Origin of the sequence: Streptomyces sp. NPDC017940 (assembly GCF_044328435.1) — a bacterium.
In the GTDB taxonomy this organism is placed as follows: Bacteria; Actinomycetota; Actinomycetes; order Streptomycetales; family Streptomycetaceae; genus Streptomyces.
The window spans coordinates 1-17,582 of the sequence record NZ_JBIRHJ010000010.1 but is presented as its reverse complement, the minus strand read 5'-3'; the positions used below and the strand labels follow the sequence as shown (position 1 = coordinate 17,582).

Here is a 17,582-nt window from a genome sequence, read left to right as displayed (position 1 = left end):
GCAGGGCCATACACCTGATGTGCCCTGCACCTTCCGCCGTGAAACTGCTCGCACGTTCCTCGGTGAACTCCCGGCGAAAGGTAGAGTCACGCGGCGTGCACCTCAAGGCCCTCACCCTGCGTGGTTTCAAGTCTTTCGCGTCGGCGACGACGCTGAAGTTCGAGCCGGGCATCACCTGCGTCGTCGGACCGAACGGATCCGGCAAGTCCAATGTCGTGGACGCGCTGAGCTGGGTCATGGGGGAGCAGGGCGCCAAATCACTGCGCGGCGGCAAGATGGAGGACGTCATCTTCGCCGGGACGACCGGCAGGCCACCGCTCGGCCGCGCCGAGGTCTCCCTGACCATCGACAATTCCGACGGCGCGCTGCCGATCGAATACGCCGAGGTCACCATTACGCGGATCATGTTCCGCAACGGCGGCAGCGAGTATCAGATCAATGGTGATACGTGTCGCCTGCTCGACATCCAGGAGTTGCTCTCCGACTCCGGCATCGGCCGGGAGATGCACGTCATCGTCGGCCAGGGCCAGCTCGACTCCGTCCTGCACGCCGACCCCATGGGCCGCCGCGCCTTCATCGAGGAGGCCGCGGGCGTCCTGAAGCACCGCAAGCGCAAGGAGAAGGCGCTGCGGAAGCTGGACGCGATGCGGGCCAACCTCGCGCGCGTCCAGGACCTGACCGACGAGCTGCGGCGTCAGCTCAAGCCGCTCGGCAGGCAGGCCGCCGTCGCCCGGCGCGCCGCCGTCATCCAGGCCGACCTGCGCGACGCGCGGCTGCGGCTGCTCGCCGACGACCTCGTACGGATGCGTCGGGCCCTGACCGCGGAGGTCGCCGACGAAGCCGCGCTCAAGGCCCGCAAGGACGCCGCGGAGGCCGAGCTGAAGACGGCACTCCAGCGCGAGGCGGCCCTCGAGGACGAGGTGCGGCGGCTCAGCCCGCGCCTCCAGCGGGCCCAGCAGACCTGGTACGAGCTGTCGCAGCTCGCCGAGCGGGTACGCGGCACGATCTCGCTCGCGGACGCCCGCGTCACCAGCGCCCGGTCCGCCCCCGCCGACGAGCGGCGCGGACGCGACCCCGAGGACATGGAGCGGGAGGCCGCGCGCGTCCGCGAGCAGGAGGCCGAACTCGAAGCCGCCCTCGAAGCCGCCCAGCACGCCCTCGACGACACCGTCGCCCACCGCGCCGACCTCGAACGCGAGCTCGCCGCCGAGGAGCGGCGCCTGAAGGACGCGGCACGCGCCATCGCCGACCGGCGCGAAGGGCTCGCACGCCTCGGCGGGCAGGTCAACGCGGCGCGCTCCCGGGCCGCGTCCGCGCAGGCCGAGATCGACCGGCTCGCCCTGGCCAGGGACGAGGCGCGGGAGCGCGCGGTCACGGCGCAGGAGCAGTACGAGCAGCTCAAGGCGGAGGTCGACGGGCTCGACGCGGGCGACGCGGAACTCGGCGAGCGGCACGAGGAGGCCCGCCGTGGGCTCGCCGAGGCCGAGGCGGAGCTGACGGCGACCCGCGAGGCGGCCACCGCGGCCGAGCGGGAGCGGGCCGCCGTGTCCGCCCGGCACGACGCCCTCGCTCTCGGACTGCGCCGCAAGGACGGTTCCGGCGCGCTGCTCGCCGCCGAGGACCGGCTCACCGGGCTGCTCGGACCCGCCGCCGAGCTGCTCTCCGTGGCCCCGGGCTTCGAGGTGCCGGTGGCGGCGGCGTTCGGCGCCGCCGCGGACGCCGTCGCCGTGACGACACCCGCATCGGCCGCAGAAGCGATCCGCCTGCTGCGCAAGCAGGACGGGGGGCGGGCATCGCTGTTGCTGGCGGGGGCGCCCTGTGCGGACCCCGACCGGAGCCCGGGGGCCGCGGGGTCCGCCGTGGCGGGTGGCGACGGTGGAGGGCTGGGTGCTGCCTCCCTTCGTTCGGTGGGCGGGCCCGTGGGTGAGGGGGCTTCTGGCGCGGGGGCGGCGGATGCGGCGCACGGGGTGCGCGGGGCGGGCATGGTGCATGGGGCGGATTCGGCGCACAGGGCGGACGCGACACACGTGACCTCCGGTACCGGTGCGGCGAGCGACGCCCGCGGCGACGTACCGCCGGACCGGCGCGGCGAAGGCGCCTCGTATCCCCGCACACAGGACCCCCACGGCGAAGACCCCTCGCACCCGCACGCGGCCTCCGGTACGGGTGCGGCAAGCGACGCCCGCGACGACGTACCGCCGGACCGGCGCGGCGAAGGCGCCCCGTACCCCCGCACACGGGACCGGCACGCCGGAGGGCCGCCCCGTGCCGCCGAACTCGTCCGCGGGCCCGACGAGTTGATGCCTGCCGTGCGGCGACTGCTGCGGGACATCGTGGTGGTCGGCACGCTGGAGGACGCCGAGGACCTGGTGTACGCGCGCCCGGAGCTGACGGCGGTCACCGCCGAGGGCGATCTGCTCGGGGCGCACTTCGCGCACGGCGGGTCCGCGGGCGCCCCCAGCCTCCTCGAAGTGCGGGCCTCCGTCGACGAGGCGGCGGCCGAGCTGACCGAACTCGGCGTGCGGTGCGACAAGTTGGCGACGGCCCAGGAACGCGCGGGGGAGCGGCGCCGGGAGTGCGCCGCGCTCGTCGAGGACCTTGGGGAGCGGCGGCGCGCAGCCGACCGCGAGAAGTCGGCCGTGGCCCAGCGCCTCGGGTCCCTCGCGGGCCAGGCACGCGGCGCCGCCGGTGAGGCCGAGCGCTCCGCGGGCGCCGCCGCCAAGGCCCAGGACGCCCTGGACAAGGCGCTCGCGGAGGCCGAGGAACTGGCCGAGCGGCTCCTCGTCGCGCAGGAGATGCCGGCCGAGGAGGAGCCCGACACCGCCGTGCGCGACCGGCTCGCGGCCGACGGCGCCAACGCCCGCCAGACCGAGATGGAGGCGCGGCTCCAGGTGCGTACGCACGAGGAGCGCGTGAAGGGCCTCGCCGGACGTGCCGACTCGCTCGACCGCGCCGCCCGCGCCGAACGTGAGGCACGCGCGCGTGCCGAGCAGCGCCGCGCCCGGCTGCGCCACGAGGCCGCCGTCGCCGACGCGGTCGCCTCCGGCGCGCGTCAGCTGCTCGCCCACGTGGAGGTCTCCCTGGTCCGGGCCGAGCAGGAGCGGGCCGCCGCCGAGCGTGCCAAGGAGGTGCGGGAGCGGGAGCTCGCCGCCGAGCGGACCCGGGGCCGTGACCTGAACGCCGAGCTGGACAAGTTGACGGATTCAGTTCACCGCGGCGAGGTACTAGGTGCTGAGAAGCGGCTGCGGATCGAGCAGCTGGAGACCAAGGCGCTGGAGGAACTCGGTGTGGAACCCGCGGGGCTCGTCTCCGAATACGGACCCGATCAGCTCGTGCCGCCCTCGCCGCCCGCCGAGGGCGAGGAACTGCCCGACGACCCGGAACACCCCCGCAACAAACCGAAGGCCTACGCCCGCGCCGAGCAGGAGAAGCGCCTCAAGTCAGCCGAACGGGCGTATCAGCAGCTCGGAAAGGTCAACCCGCTCGCCCTCGAGGAGTTCGCGGCCCTGGAGGAGCGGCACAAGTTCCTCAGCGAGCAGCTTGAGGACCTCAAGAAGACGCGGGCCGACCTGCTTCAGGTGGTGAAGGAGGTCGACGAGCGCGTCGAGCAGGTCTTCACCGAGGCCTTCCGGGACACGGCACGGGAGTTCGAAGGGGTCTTCAGCAGGCTCTTCCCGGGCGGTGAGGGCCGGCTGATCCTGACCGACCCCGACAACATGCTCACCACGGGTGTCGACGTCGAGGCCCGGCCGCCGGGCAAGAAGGTCAAGCGGCTCTCGCTGCTCTCCGGCGGGGAGCGGTCGCTGACGGCCGTGGCCATGCTCGTGTCGATCTTCAAGGCGCGGCCCAGTCCGTTCTACGTGATGGACGAGGTCGAGGCGGCGCTCGACGACACCAACCTCCAGCGCCTCATCCGGATCATGCAGGAGTTGCAGGAGGCCTCGCAGCTCATCGTGATCACGCACCAGAAGCGGACGATGGAGGTCGCGGACGCGTTGTACGGCGTGTCCATGCAGGGCGACGGCGTCTCCAAGGTGATCAGCCAGCGGCTGCGCTAGACCCGCTGCCGCGGTGCGCCGAGACCCGCTGACGCCGCGCGCTGAGGCCGCGCGACGAGACCCGCTGCCACTGTGCGCTGCCGGTTCACCCATCCGGTCCCCCCTGCGTTCAAACTCTGAACACTGACTTCGCTCAGGGTGCGTCGCATGCACAACACGCCCCCTATTGACTTCGAAACTTGAAGGCATAGTCTCTGCAACGTTGCTTTTACCTTCAGGTGGTGGGCGGCGTGAAGTTGTGCGCCACTTGAAGAGCTCTCACCCCCACACCGGCAACGCAGCCGGTGGCCCGAGGAGAACACGTGACCAGCACAGCGCAGCCGCCGCAGCCCGGGGCCAGGGAGGCCCACCCGGACCATCTCGGCCATGTCATCTTCATCACGGCGGCAGCCGCGATGGGCGGATTCCTCTTCGGTTACGACAGTTCCGTGATCAACGGCGCGACCGTCGCCATCCAGGGCAAGTTCGACGTGAACGCCGACACGCTCGGCTGGATCATCGCCACCGCCCTGCTCGGCTGCGCCGTCGGTGCCGCCATCGCCGGTCGCGTCGCCGACCGCATCGGCCGCATCCGGGTGATGCAGATCGCCTCGTTCCTGTTCGCGATCAGCGCCATCGGCTCGGCCCTGCCGTTCGCCGCGTGGGACCTGACCATGTGGCGCTTCATCGGCGGGCTCGGCATCGGCATGGCCTCCGTGATCGGCCCCGCGTACATCGCCGAGGTCGCGCCGCCCGCCTACCGCGGCCGCCTCGCCGCCTTCCAGCAGGCCGCCATCGTCATCGGCATCGCCGTCTCCCAGCTCGTCAACTGGGGCATCCTGAACATGGCGGACGGCGACCAGCGCGGCAAGATCGGCGGGCTCGAGGCCTGGCAGTGGATGCTCGGCGTCATGGTGATCCCGGCCCTCCTCTACGGCCTGCTGTCCTTCGCGATCCCCGAGTCCCCGCGCTTTCTGATCTCCGTCGGCCGGCAGGCCGAGGCCAAGAAGGTGCTCGCCGAGGTCGAGGGCTCCACGGTGGACGTGGACGCGCGCGCCGCCCAGATCGAGACGGCGATGCACCGCGAGCACCAGTCGACGTTCAAGGATCTCCTCGGCGGCAGGTTCGGCTTCCTGCCGATCGTCTGGATCGGCATCTTCCTGTCGGTCTTCCAGCAGCTCGTCGGCATCAACGTGATCTTCTACTACTCGAACCAGCTGTGGCAGTCCATCGGGCACGACCCGAGCAGCTCGTTCCTGTACTCCTTCGAGACCTCGATCGTGAACATCGTCGGTACGGTCATCGCGATGATCTTCGTCGACCGGATCGGCCGCAAGCCGCTCGCCCTGATCGGCTCGGCGGGCATGGCCGTGGCGCTGTTCACCATGGCCTGGGCGTTCTCCTACCGCTCCGGATCCGGCGACGACGTCTCGCTGCCGCACGGCCAGGGCCTGGTCGCGATCATCGCCGCCAACGCCTTCGTGCTCTTCTTCGCACTGTCCTGGGGCGTCGTGGTCTGGGTGCTGCTCGGCGAGATCTTCCCCAACCGGATCCGTGCCGCGGCGCTCGGTGTGGCGGCCTCGGCCCAGTGGCTCGCCAACTTCGCGATCACCAAGACCTTCCCGAGCATGTCGGAGTGGAGCCTGACCGGCTCGTACATCATCTACGGCGCCTTCGCGGCGCTCTCGATCCCCTTCGTCGCCAAGTTCGTCAAGGAGACGAAGGGCAAGACCCTGGAGGAGATGGGCTGAACCCCGCTGCCCCTCCCCTCCTGCGGAAGCTGCCCCGGCCCGGGCCCACGCCCGAGCCGGGGCAGCGGTTTTTCGCCCTCCTCAAAAGAAGGGCGCTATTCCTGGAAGGGCGCTACTCCTTGACGGCGGGCAGCACCCGCTCGGCGAACAGGCGCAGACTCCGCCAGCCCTCGTCCACCGGCATCCCGCCGACCAGTGGATGCAGCACGAGAGTCGCCCCGCCCTCGGCGAACGCCACGCAGGCGTCGGGCGTGAGCACCCGGTACACGCCCTCGGCGCGCAGCTCCCCGACCGTGGTCGCCGCCGAACGCACCGCGGAGCGGATGTCCTCGGACTGCCAGGACGCATAGGTCCGCGCCTCGTGCAGGAAGTGCTCGCCGTGCTCGGCCCAGGTGCGGTCGGGGTCCTCGGAGAGGTGCAGGAGCGGGGTCTCGGCGCCGGGCATCATCGTCCAGCCCTCGGTGCCGTACTCGGCGAGCCTGTCGTGGTAGTACGACTCAAGGCCGGGCAGGTGCGCGCTGAGGAAGAACGGCAGGCCGAACCTGGCCGCGCGACGGGCCGCAGCCCTCGACGAGCCGCCCACCAGGAGCAGCGGGTGCGGCCGTGTCCCCGGGCGCGGGGTGACGCGCACGGTGCGGCCCCGATAGTCGAACGCCTCGCCGGTCCAGGCCTTGAGCAGGGTGTCGAGGAGCTCGTCCTGGAGCCGCCCGCGCCGCGTCCACTCGACGCCGAAGGCCGCGTACTCCTCGGGCCGGTAGCCGATCCCCACGACGGTGACGAGCCTGCCGCCGCTCAACAGGTCCAGTACGGCGATGTCCTCGGCGAGCCGCAGCGGATCGTGCAGCGGCCCGATGACCGCGGACACGGTGACCGCGATCCGCCGCGTCGCCCCGAACACCGCCCCCGCGAAGGCGAACGGCGAGGGCAGCCAGTTGTTGGCGGCTCCGTGGTGCTCCTCGGTCTGGACGGTGCTCACGCCGTGCTCGTCGGCGTACGCGGCCATCTCCACGGCGGCGCGGTAGCGCTCCCCGAGGGCGTCCGCGACGGGGTCGACGAGGTTGAAGCGAACGACTGAGACGGGCATGCGAAACGTCCCCCTTCACCGGGCTTCACCGGGCTTCACCGGGACGGCGAACCGTGGGCAGTGGAGGGGGACGTTAACTGACGAAGCGTCAGATGACCAGGGTCGTCAGGGGGTCGGGGCTCAGGCCTTGGTGGGTGTGGCGTCCGGGCGTGCGGCCGGTGCGGCCGCCGCGGTCGCGCCGGTCCCGACGAGCGGCTGCCGCGGCAGCACCCCGTACAGGACCGCCGCCACCACGATGGTGACGAGCCAGCCGAGGCCGTTGCGCCCGATCCAGGACGAGGCGAGCGGGCCGGAGAACCAGTCGACCTTGGTGAACAGCAGTCCCACGACGAGCGCCACCGCCCAGGCCGTCATGGCCTGCCAGGCGAAGCCCGCCCGGTACCAGTAGACGCTGGTGCGCTTGGTGTCCATCAGGCCCTCGCCGTCGTAGCTCTTGCGGCGCAGCATGTCGATGCCGAAGACGCCGATCCAGGCGGAGAAGGCGACGGCGAGCAGGGTCAGGAAGGAGATGAACGAGCCCATGAAGCTGGTCGCCACGTTCATCAGGAGGTAGCCGAAGATCAGGCTGATGATCGCGTTCACGCTGACCGCCCACGCGCGCGGGACCTTGATGCCGAGGGTCATGGCGGTGAAGCCCGCCGAGTACATCGACATGGAGTTGATCAGGAGCATGCCGATCAGGGCCATGATCAGGTACGGCACGGCGATCCAGGTCGGCAGCAGGTCGCCGAGGAAGGCGACCGGGTCCTGCGCGGAGGACAGGCTCGGCGTGGAGACGGCCATGACGGCGCCCATCAGGACCATGGGGACGACGACGATCGCGGCGCCGCCGACGGCGTGGCCGACCAGCGGCTTGTTGGGTGCCGTGCGCGGCAGGTAGCGGGTGAAGTCCGGGCCGGTGGGCACCCAGCTGATGCCGCCCGCGGCGATCGTGCCGATGCCCGCGATCATCATCGCCGTGGAGCCCGCGGGCTGGTCGAAGACCTCGGACCAGTCGGTGTCCGTGAGCAGATACACGAGCACCAGGACGCTGAACGCGCCGAAGAGATACGTCGACCACGTACTGCACACGTGCAGCACCTTGCGGCCGAGGCCCGAGATGAGGAACGTCGCGGCGACGAAGGCGAGGAGCGTGACGACCTTCAGGGCGGTGTTCGCCTTCACCCCGAAGCAGATGTCGAGAACGGTGAGGATCGCGTACGCACCCGTTACCGCGTTGATCGTCTCCCAGCCCCAGCGGGCGACCCAGATCAGCGCGCCGGGGAAGAGGTTGCCGCGCTGGCCGAAGACCGCGCGCGAGAGGGTCATGCCCGGCGAGCCGCCGCGCTTGCCCGCGATGGAGACGAGGCCCACCAGGCCGTAGCTCAGCACGGGGGACACCAGGGCGACGACGAGGACCTGCCAGAAGTTCAGCTTGTTCGAGACGATGAGGCCGGCACCCATGGTCAGGAGCAGAACGCTGATGTTGGCGGCCACCCAGGTGGGGAACAGCTCACGGGTCTTGCCGTGGCGCTCGGAGTCCGGCACGGGTTCAAGACCGCGGGTCTCCAGGGCGCCTTCGTGTTCGGCGGTTTCGGCGGTGGTGCTCATGAGGGGTGGTTCCGTGCCTCTCGCTCGGCTTGCGTCGACGTCGTCGCCGGCCGGTGGGGGAGATCAGCCCGATGGAACGGCTGATGAATCAGAGGGGACTCTACGCGCGTTGACGCGGGCTCTTCCATCGTACTTTAGTCCGAGTAATGGCGGCTAGTGGCGTATGTCCTTTGGAGGAAGACACAAGAGAGCTGCCGAAAGGGCCCATGACTGATACTGGGTGGGTTATGGAAATCGTCATCCTTGCTGTAGTCATCGCCGTGGTCGTGGTCGGTGCGCTCGGCGGGCTGGTCGTCGGCAGCCGCAAGAAGAAGCGGCTGCCCGGCGCGAAGGCCCCCTCCGCCCCCTCTGTCACCCCCACCATCACCGCCCCGCCGACCGAACCGCACGTCGGCGACGAGGCCGAGAAGCCACGCGACGAGCCGCGCCGCACGATCGAGGAAGTCGATCTGCCGGTCGCCGAGCCGTCGGCGTCCGCGCCCGTCGTCGAGGAGCCGCCCGCGGCGCCCGACATCGAGACCCCCGAGCCCACCGCGGGCCGCCTGGTGCGCCTGCGCGCCCGGCTCTCGCGCTCCCAGAACGCGCTCGGCCAGGGCCTGCTCACGCTCCTCTCGCGCGAGCACCTGGACGAGGACACCTGGGAGGAGATCGAGGACACGCTCCTGACCGCCGACGTCGGCGTCGCCCCCACCCAGGAGCTGGTCGAGCGGCTGCGCGAGCGCGTGCGGGTGCTCGGCACGCGCACCCCCGAGGAGCTGCGCGCGCTGCTGCGCGAGGAGCTCCTCTCGCTCCTCGGCACGGACTTCGACCGCGTCGTGAAGACCGAGTCCGGCCTGGAGACCCCCGGCATCGTGATGGTCGTCGGCGTGAACGGCACCGGCAAGACCACCACCACCGGCAAGCTCGCCCGGGTCCTGGTTGCCGACGGCCGCTCGGTCGTCCTCGGCGCCGCCGACACCTTCCGCGCGGCCGCCGCCGACCAGTTGCAGACCTGGGGCGAGCGCGTCGGCGCCCGCACGGTCCGCGGGCCCGAGGGTGGCGACCCGGCGTCGATCGCCTTCGACGCCGTCAAGGAGGGCATCGCCGAGGGCGCCGACGTCGTCCTCATCGACACCGCGGGCCGGCTGCACACCAAGACCGGCCTGATGGACGAGCTCGGCAAGGTCAAGCGCGTCGTGGAGAAGCACGCGCCGCTCGACGAGGTCCTGCTCGTCCTCGACGCCACCACCGGCCAGAACGGCCTGGTGCAGGCCCGCGTCTTCGCCGAGGTGGTGGACATCACCGGCATCGTCCTCACCAAGCTCGACGGCACCGCCAAGGGCGGCATCGTCGTCGCGGTCCAGCGCGAGCTCGGCGTGCCGGTCAAGCTCGTCGGCCTCGGCGAGGGCGCCGACGACCTGGCGCCCTTCGAGCCGGAGGCGTTCGTCGACGCGCTGCTCGGCGACTGAGCGCCGCCGCCCGCGCCCGTGCACGGGAGAAGGGCCCCGCCCCGGGGTGCAGCCGGGAGCGGGGCCCTTCCGTGTGCGCGGTGCGGGCCGGGCGGCGTGGCGGCCTGACGGTGTGGCGGCGTGACGGCGCGGAGAACCGCCGGACTTCCCGTGCGGGGCCTATGCGGGTGAGCGGTGGGCGACGTAGGCCAGGGTGCCGAGGAGGAGGCGGGCGTGCGGCGGGCCCGCGGCGGAGGCCGGGTCGGGCGAGCGCAGCCAGCGGACCGGGCCGAGGCCGCCGCGGTCGGAAGGCGGTGCCGTGATGTGGCTGCCCGGGCCCAGGCCGTGCAGGTCGAGGTCGGCGTCGTCCCAGCCCATGCGGTAGAGCAGCTGGGGGAGTTCGGCGGCGGCGCCGGGGGCGACGAAGAAGTGCGTGCGGCCGTCCGGCGTCGCGGCCACCGGGCCGAGCGGCACGCCCATGCGTTCCAGGCGCACCAGCGCGCGGCGCCCCGCGGTCTCGGCCACCTCCAGGACGTCGAAGGCACGGCCGACCGGCAGCAGCACCGCCGCGCCGGGGAACTGCGCCCAGGCGGCGGACACCTCGCCGAGGGTGGCACCGGCCGGGATCTCGGGGGCGTGGTCGAGGGGGTGGGCGCCGGGGGCCGGGCAGTCCGCCCTGCCGCAGGAGCAGCGGCCGTCCTGGGCGCGTGCGCCGGGCACCGCGGACCAGCCCCACAGGCCCGTGTACTCGGCGACGGCCGTGCACTCCGGGGCGCCGCCCGCACGGCAGCGGCGCCGGGACGCCGGGCGCGGTTCCCTCGCCTCCTTGGCGTCCCTGGCCTCATCGGTGGGCTGCGGCCGGGCGGTCTCCTCGGTGCCATGCGGCTCCTCGGGCTCCCCCTGGCGCCGCTGGTCCCGGGGGTCCGGTAGGCCCCGTGCGCCCCGCGGGTCCCGTGCGCCGCGCGAGGCACGCGGTGCTGTGTCCGTCTCGTCCGTCTCGTCCGTCTCGTTTATCTCGTCCGTCTCGTTCGTCCCCTGGACACCGGACCGGGGCTCTTTGGTTCCCCGGATGCCGCCGATCGTGAAGCCCATGCCCCCTCCAACGGGTCGATTCTGCGGTGGTTACGTAAGGGATCGGACCGTGACCCTCCGCCCTTGAGCGCGTTGAGCACATCTCGAGCCGGTTCAACTCGACTCTCGCCGACATTCGCCGACATGCCTGTTCATGGTCGTCGGCCCGTACCGGCTTCTGGAGGCTTTACGGGTGGTGTACTCCGTGGTCCGCGCCCCTGTGTGCTCCGCTCCGCCCACTTTCGGTAGTGGAGTGTCAAGTCAATCGTGTGCAGCGGGCCGGGAGTTCATTCGAAGGGGTGGCGAATGGTGGCGTTTCCGCATCGACCCTCGCGGGAGCGGTGATCGTAGGATTACGTTGAGTACACGGCCCGGGCTTGACACACCCGTGGGTATGCCGGAGGCAAGTCGGCATCCCGTTCGAAGGGTGACATTCACATGACGGATCGCCGCAACGCACGGCATTCTGTTAGGGCTTGACGTGGATCGCGAACAAGTGGTGCGAAGGATGGGGGCGTTCCAGTGGGCGGCAGTAGCGGTAGCGGTACGAACGCCGAGAAGCGCCCCAATGAGATGCTCGCTTCCTGGTTCGTGCGCAGCGGCTGGTCGAAGGGCGAGCTGGCACGGCAGGTGAACCGCAGGGCGCGCCAGTTGGGCGCCCACCACATCTCCACGGACACCTCCCGCGTCCGCCGCTGGCTCGACGGCGAGAATCCCCGCGAGCCCATCCCGCGCATCCTCTCCGAGCTGTTCTCCGAGCGCTTCGGCTGCGTCGTCGCCGTCGAGGACCTCGGCCTGCGCGCCGCCCACCAGTCGCCTTCGGTGTCCGGCGTCGACCTGCCCTGGACGGGCCCCCAGACGGTCGCGCTCATCAGCGAGTTCAGCCGCAGCGACCTGATGCTGGCGCGGCGCGGCTTCCTCGGCACCTCGCTCGCCCTCTCCGCGGGCCCCGCCCTCATCGAGCCCATGCAGCGCTGGCTCGTGCCCGGCCACTCCGCCCCCGTCGTGAGCGAGCCCGAGGCGCAGCTCGTGCCGCGCCGCCCGGGCCGCCTCTCCAAGCCGGAGCTCGACCTCCTGGAGTCCACGACGGTGATGTTCCGCCAGTGGGACGCCCAGTGCGGCGGAGGGCTGCGCCGCAAGGCCGTCGTCGGCCAGCTGCACGAGGTGACCGACCTGCTCCAGGAACCCCAGCCCGAGGCCACCGCCAAGCGCCTGTTCCGGGTCGCGGGCGAGCTGGCGGAACTGGCGGGCTGGATGAGCTACGACGTGGGGCTCCAGCCCACCGCCCAGAAGTACTTCGTCCTGGCCCTGCACGCCGCCAAGGAGGCAGGCGAGAAGCCCCTCGGGTCGTATGTCCTGTCCAGCATGAGCCGCCAGATGATCCACCTCGGCCGCCCCGAGGACGCCCTGGAGCTGATCCACCTCGCGCAGTACGGCAGCCGCGACTGCGCGAGCCCCCGCACCCAGTCGATGCTGTATGCGATGGAGGCCCGCGCCTACGCCGGAATGGGCCAGCCCGGCCGCTGCAAACGGGCCGTCCGCATGGCCGAGGAGACCTTCGCCGACGCGGACGACTGGGACCAGCCCGAGCCCGACTGGATCCGCTTCTTCTCCGAGGCGGAGCTCAACGGCGAGAACGCCCACTCCTTCCGCGACCTGGCCTATGTGGCGGGCCGCAGTCCCACGTACGCCTCCCTGGCCGAGCCCGTCATGGACCGCGCCGTCGCCCTCTTCGGCGACGACCCCGAGCACCAGCGGTCGTACGCACTGAACCTGATTGGCATGGCCACCGTCCATCTGCTCCAGCGGGAGCCCGAGCAGAGCGCGCTGCTCGCGGGCGAGGCCCTGGACATCGCCAAGAAGGTGCGCTCCGAGCGGGTCAACACCCGACTGCGCAAGACCGTCGCCAACGCCCTGCGCGACTTCGGGGACGTGCCGGAAGTGGTCCAGCTGACCGAGCGGCTCGCCGTCGACATGCCGGAAACCGCAGAAGCCGGCTGCTGAACCGTCCGCCGGTGCGCGCACTCACCCGGATGACACGTCGTTCACCGGCGCGTAACACGTCTGACTCCTTCGTCACTGCGGCGAAACATCGAGCGGCGCCGGCCGAAACCGCGCTCCGCCAATGTCGTGCCGCATAACCGGCCCACCGTCCTCGCCGCTGAGGCATCGAGCCGCACGGGCCGTATCCGACGACGAGGAGACGCCGATGCCCCCAGGCATCACGCTTGCCGCAGACGCCCCACAGCTGTCTGCCGCCAACACCGGATTCATGTTGATCTGCTCCGCCCTGGTGATGCTCATGACGCCGGCTCTCGCCTTCTTCTACGGAGGCATGGTCCGCGTCAAGAGCACCCTGAACATGCTGATGATGAGCTTCATCAGCCTCGGGATCGTCACCGTCCTGTGGGTGCTCTACGGCTTCTCCGTCGCCTTCGGCACCGACCACGGCAGCCTCGTCGGCTGGGACGGCGACTACGTCGGCCTCGGCGGCATCGGCATCGACCAGCTGTGGGACGGCTACACCATCCCCGTCTACGTCTTCGCCGTGTTCCAGCTGATGTTCGCCGTCCTCACCCCCGCGCTGATCAGCGGCGCCCTCGCGGACCGCGTGAAGTTCACCGCCTGGGCGCTGTTCGTCGCGCTGTGGGCGACGATCGTGTACTTCCCCGTCGCCCACTGGGTCTGGGGCACCGGCGGCTGGGCCTTCGAACTCGGCGTCATCGACTTCGCCGGCGGCACCGCCGTGCACATCAACGCCGGGGCCGCCGCCCTCGGCGTGATCCTCGTCATCGGCAAGCGCGTCGGCTTCAAGAAGGACCCGATGCGCCCGCACAGCCTGCCCCTGGTGATGCTCGGCGCCGGACTGCTGTGGTTCGGCTGGTTCGGGTTCAACGCCGGCTCCTGGCTCGGCAACGACGACGGCGTCGGCGCGCTGATGTTCCTCAACACCCAGATCGCCACCGCCGCCGCGATGCTCGCCTGGCTCGCGTACGAGAAGATCCGGCACGGCGCCTGCACCACCCTCGGCGCCGCCTCCGGCGCGGTCGCGGGACTCGTCGCCGTCACCCCGTCCGGCGGCTCCTGCTCGCCCCTCGGCGCGATCGCCATCGGTGCCGTCGCCGGACTCCTGTGCGCCATGGCCGTCGGCCTGAAGTTCACGTTCGGCTACGACGACTCCCTGGACGTCGTGGGTGTCCACCTCGTCGGCGGCATCGTCGGCTCCCTCCTCGTCGGCCTCTTCGCCACCGGAGGAGGCCAGTCCGAGGCGCAGGGACTCCTCTACGGCGGCGGTCTCGAACAGCTGGGCAAGCAGGCCGCCGGTGTCGGCGCCGTCCTCGCGTACTCCTTCGTCGCCTCCGCCGTCCTCGCCCTCCTGATCGACAGGACCATCGGGATGCGGGTCGACGAGGACGAGGAGGTCGGCGGCATCGATCAGTTCCAGCACGCCGAGACCGCGTACGACTTCAGTGGTGCGGGCGGCGGCACCCTTCCGCGCACCGCGCCCGCCGTGCCAGGACCGGTCAAGGACGCCTCGTCGGCGGCGCCGAAGAACAAGAAGGTGGACGCATGAAGCTCATCACCGCCGTCGTCAAGCCGCACCGGCTCGACGAGATCAAGGAGGCCCTCCAGGCCTTCGGGGTCCAGGGCCTGACCGTCACCGAAGCCAGCGGCTACGGGCGCCAGCGCGGGCACACCGAGGTCTACCGCGGCGCCGAGTACACCGTCGACCTCGTACCGAAGATCCGCATAGAGGTCCTCGTCGAGGACGACGACGCCGAACAGCTCGTCGACGTCATCGTCAAGGCGGCCCGCACCGGCAAGATCGGCGACGGCAAGGTCTGGAGCGTTCCCGTCGACACGGCGGTGCGGGTGCGTACCGGGGAGCGGGGGCCGGATGCTCTGTAGTCCCCGCGGCTACGCGGCGGCCCGGCTGCGTCTTCTCCAGGAGGAGGTGGCGGTGTCCGGGGCGCCGCGGCGGTTGGCTCTCGCCGAGTTGACGGACAAGTGGCTCGGGGGGCTGTTTGGTGTTGGTGTTGGTGTTGGTGTTGGTGTTGGTGCTGGTGCTGGTGCTGGTGGCGGTGGTGGTGCGAGTGCTGGTGTCGGTCTCGGTCTCGGTCTCGGTGGGCTTCAGGGGGTTTCTCTTGTCGCTGTGGGTGGGTACGGGCGTGGTGAGCTCTCGCCCCGCAGCGATCTCGATCTGCTGCTGTTGCACGACGGCTCCGCCGGAGCCGACGTCGTCGCCGCCCTCGCCGACCGCATCTGGTACCCCGTCTGGGACCTCGGCCTCGCACTCGACCACTCCGTACGCACCCCCGCCGAGGCCCGCAAGACCGCGGCCTGCGATCTGAAGGTCCAGCTCGGCCTCCTCGACGCCCGGCACATCGCCGGTGACCTCGGGCTCACCACCGCCCTGCGCACCACCGTCCTCGCCGACTGGCGCAACCAGGCCCCCGAGCGGCTGCCCGAACTGCGCGAACTGTGCGACCAGCGCGCCGCACGCCAAGGAGAGCTGAGCCACCTCCTCGAACCCGACCTGAAGGAGGCCAGGGGCGGCCTCCGCGACACCACCGCGCTGCGCGCCGTCGCCGCCTCCTGGCTCGCCGACGCACCCCGCGAGGGCCTCGCCGACGCCCGGCGCGCGCTGCTCGACGTACGCGACGCGCTGCACCTCACCACCGGGCGCGCCACCGACCGCCTCGCCCTCCAGGAACAGGACCAGGTCGCCGCCCGACTCGGCCTGCTCGACGCCGACGCCCTGCTCCGGCAGGTGTACGAGGCGGCGCGCACCGTCTCGTACGCCAGTGATGTGACCTGGCGCGAGGTCGGGCGGGTGCTGCGGGGGCGGCGGGCTCGGCCGCGGTTGCGTGGGCTGCTCGGTGGGGGTGGTAGTGGTGGCGGTGGTGGCGGTGCTGGCGGCGCGCAGCGTGGTGGCGGCAAGGGGGGTGCCGGTGAGCGGTCGCCCCTCGCCGAGGGGGTCGTCGAGCAGGACGGCGAAGTCGTCCTCGCCCGGGCCGCGCGGCCCGAGCGCGATCCGGTGCTGCCCCTGCGTGCCGCTGCCGCCGCCGCGCAGGCCGGGCTTCCCCTGTCCCTGCACGCCGTGCGGCGCATGGCCGCCGCCGTGCGGCCGCTGCCCGTCCCCTGGCCCGCCGAGGCGCGCGAGCAGCTCGTGACGCTGCTCGGGGCCGGGCCGCCGACCGTCCTCGTCTGGGAGGCCCTGGAGGCCGAGGGCCTCATCACCCGGCTGCTGCCCGACTGGGAGCGGGTGCGGTGCCGGCCCCAGCGCAACGCCGTCCACACCTGGACCGTCGACCGGCACCTCGTCGAGACCGCGGTGCGCGCCGCCGCACTGACCCGGCGCGTCGGGCGGCCCGACCTCCTCCTCGTCGCCGCCCTGCTGCACGACATCGGCAAGGGGTGGCCCGGAGACCACTCCGTCGCCGGAGAGGTCATCGCCCGCGACGTGGCCGGGCGCATCGGGTTCGACCGTACGGACGTCGGCGTCGTCGCCTGTCTCGTACGCCATCACTTGCTGCTGGTCGAGACCGCCACCCGGCGCGACCTCGACGATCCCGCCACCGTGCGCTCCGTCGCCGAGGCCGTGGGCTCGGTCGGCACCCTCGAACTGCTGCACGCCCTCACCGCGGCGGACGCGCTGGCCACCGGGCCCGCTGCCTGGTCGTCCTGGCGGGCTGCGCTGGTCGCCGATCTGGTGAAGCGGGTGGGGGGTGTGCTGGCCGGGGGGTCTGCGTCCGAGGAGCCTTGCGGGGCGGGTGGGGGTGTTGGGGGCGCCGGGGGTGCGGAGCAGGAGCGGCTTGCTGTTGAGGCTCTGCGGGCCGGGGGGCCTGTGGTGGCTCTTCGGGCTGTGGGGGGTGGCTCCGGTGGTGGGGGTCCCGTTGGTGGGCATCCCGTTGGTGGGCATCCCGTTGGTAGGGATTCTTCCGTTGAGGCGTTGGGTGTGGAGTTGCTTGTTGCCGTGCCCGAGCAGGGTGGGGTGTTGCCCGCCGTCGCCGGGGTGCTCGCCCTGCATCGGCTGACCGTGCGGACCGCCGGGCTGCGGGTCGTCGAGTTGCCGGACGGGGTGGCCGGGGCCGTGCTGATGCTTCAGTGGCGGGTCGCCGCTGAGTACGGGTCCCTGCCGGACGCCGCGCGGCTGCGGGCCGATCTGGTCCGGGCTCTGGACGGGTCGCTGGACATCGCCGCGCGGCTCGCCGAGCGGGATGCGGCATATCCGCGGCGGCGGGGGGCCGTGGCGCCGCCGCCGCGGGTGACCGTGGCGGCGGTGGGGTCGCGGCGGGCGACGGTGATCGAGGTGCGGGCCCAGGACGCGCCGGGGCTGCTGCATCGGATCGGGCGGGCGTTGGAGGCGGCCGGGGTGTGGGTGCGCAGTGCGCATGTGTCCACGTGGGGGGCCAACGCGGTGGATGCCTTTTACGTGACCGGGGTGGATGGGGGGCCGTTGGCGGGGGAGCGGGCTGCGGAGGTGGCTCGGGGGGTGGAGGTGGCTCTGCGGCGGTGAGGGTTGGCTGCGTGCTGTGCAGGTCTCCGTTTTCGCCTTTCCGTGGGTGGGGGTGGCGTTTTCGCCTTTCCGTTTGTGGGGGTGGCGGGGTCGTGGCGGGAT

9 protein-coding genes and 1 pseudogene are annotated in these 17,582 nt (G+C 71.8%); 7 read left to right on the top strand and 3 right to left on the bottom strand.

All coding sequences use genetic code 11. From position 1 onward, the window contains the following. Positions 1-95: 95 nt before the first annotated feature. Both ACH4DX_RS30765 and ACH4DX_RS30760 read left to right on the top strand, forming a co-directional pair. Positions 96-4,058 (top strand): AAA family ATPase, encoded by a 3,963-nt coding sequence (locus tag ACH4DX_RS30765; RefSeq protein WP_398157528.1) that lies wholly within the window; start codon positions 96-98, stop codon positions 4,056-4,058. A gap of 302 nt (positions 4,059-4,360) precedes the next feature. After that, positions 4,361-5,788, top strand: coding sequence for a sugar porter family MFS transporter (locus ACH4DX_RS30760; RefSeq protein ID WP_398123846.1), 1,428 nt, complete (start codon positions 4,361-4,363; stop codon positions 5,786-5,788). Positions 5,789-5,900: 112 nt separating this feature from the next. Here ACH4DX_RS30760 and ACH4DX_RS30755 read toward each other — a convergent pair whose 3' ends face one another. Both ACH4DX_RS30755 and ACH4DX_RS30750 read right to left on the bottom strand, forming a co-directional pair. Beyond that, positions 5,901-6,872 carry an LLM class flavin-dependent oxidoreductase gene (locus ACH4DX_RS30755; protein WP_398157527.1) on the bottom strand — a complete coding sequence of 324 codons (972 nt, stop codon included), beginning with the start codon at positions 6,870-6,872 and terminating at the stop codon, positions 5,901-5,903. Between the two features lie 120 nt (positions 6,873-6,992). Further along, on the bottom strand, positions 6,993-8,462 hold the full coding sequence (locus ACH4DX_RS30750; RefSeq protein WP_398157526.1) for a purine-cytosine permease family protein: 1,470 nt from the start codon (positions 8,460-8,462) through the stop codon (positions 6,993-6,995). Positions 8,463-8,689: 227 nt separating this feature from the next. Between ACH4DX_RS30750 and ftsY the strand changes: the two genes are divergently transcribed. Further along, complete coding sequence (ftsY, locus tag ACH4DX_RS30745) at positions 8,690-9,910, top strand: signal recognition particle-docking protein FtsY (RefSeq protein WP_398157525.1); 1,221 nt, start codon at positions 8,690-8,692, stop codon at positions 9,908-9,910. A 159-nt stretch (positions 9,911-10,069) separates the two neighbouring features. Here the strand turns inward: ftsY and ACH4DX_RS30740 are convergent. After that, positions 10,070-10,708: pseudogene (locus ACH4DX_RS30740) on the bottom strand (bifunctional DNA primase/polymerase); the annotation flags it as partial. Between the two features lie 774 nt (positions 10,709-11,482). Between ACH4DX_RS30740 and ACH4DX_RS30735 the strand changes: the two are divergent. The 4 genes from ACH4DX_RS30735 to ACH4DX_RS30720 all read left to right on the top strand — a co-directional run bounded on the left by ACH4DX_RS30735 (position 11,483) and on the right by ACH4DX_RS30720 (position 17,480). After that, positions 11,483-12,964, top strand: coding sequence for a hypothetical protein (locus tag ACH4DX_RS30735; protein ID WP_398123849.1), 1,482 nt, complete (start codon positions 11,483-11,485; stop codon positions 12,962-12,964). 205 nt (positions 12,965-13,169) lie between these two features. Next, positions 13,170-14,534, top strand: a complete 1,365-nt coding sequence (locus ACH4DX_RS30730) for an ammonium transporter (protein ID WP_398157524.1) — start codon at positions 13,170-13,172, stop codon at positions 14,532-14,534. Further along, complete coding sequence (locus ACH4DX_RS30725) at positions 14,531-14,869, top strand: P-II family nitrogen regulator (protein WP_005311372.1); 339 nt, start codon at positions 14,531-14,533, stop codon at positions 14,867-14,869. Before ACH4DX_RS30730 ends, ACH4DX_RS30725 begins: the two co-directional genes overlap by 4 nt. Further along, complete coding sequence (locus ACH4DX_RS30720; RefSeq protein ID WP_398157523.1) at positions 14,859-17,480, top strand: [protein-PII] uridylyltransferase; 2,622 nt, start codon at positions 14,859-14,861, stop codon at positions 17,478-17,480. The genes ACH4DX_RS30725 and ACH4DX_RS30720 overlap by 11 nt, the downstream gene beginning before the upstream one ends. Positions 17,481-17,582: the final 102 nt, after the last annotated feature.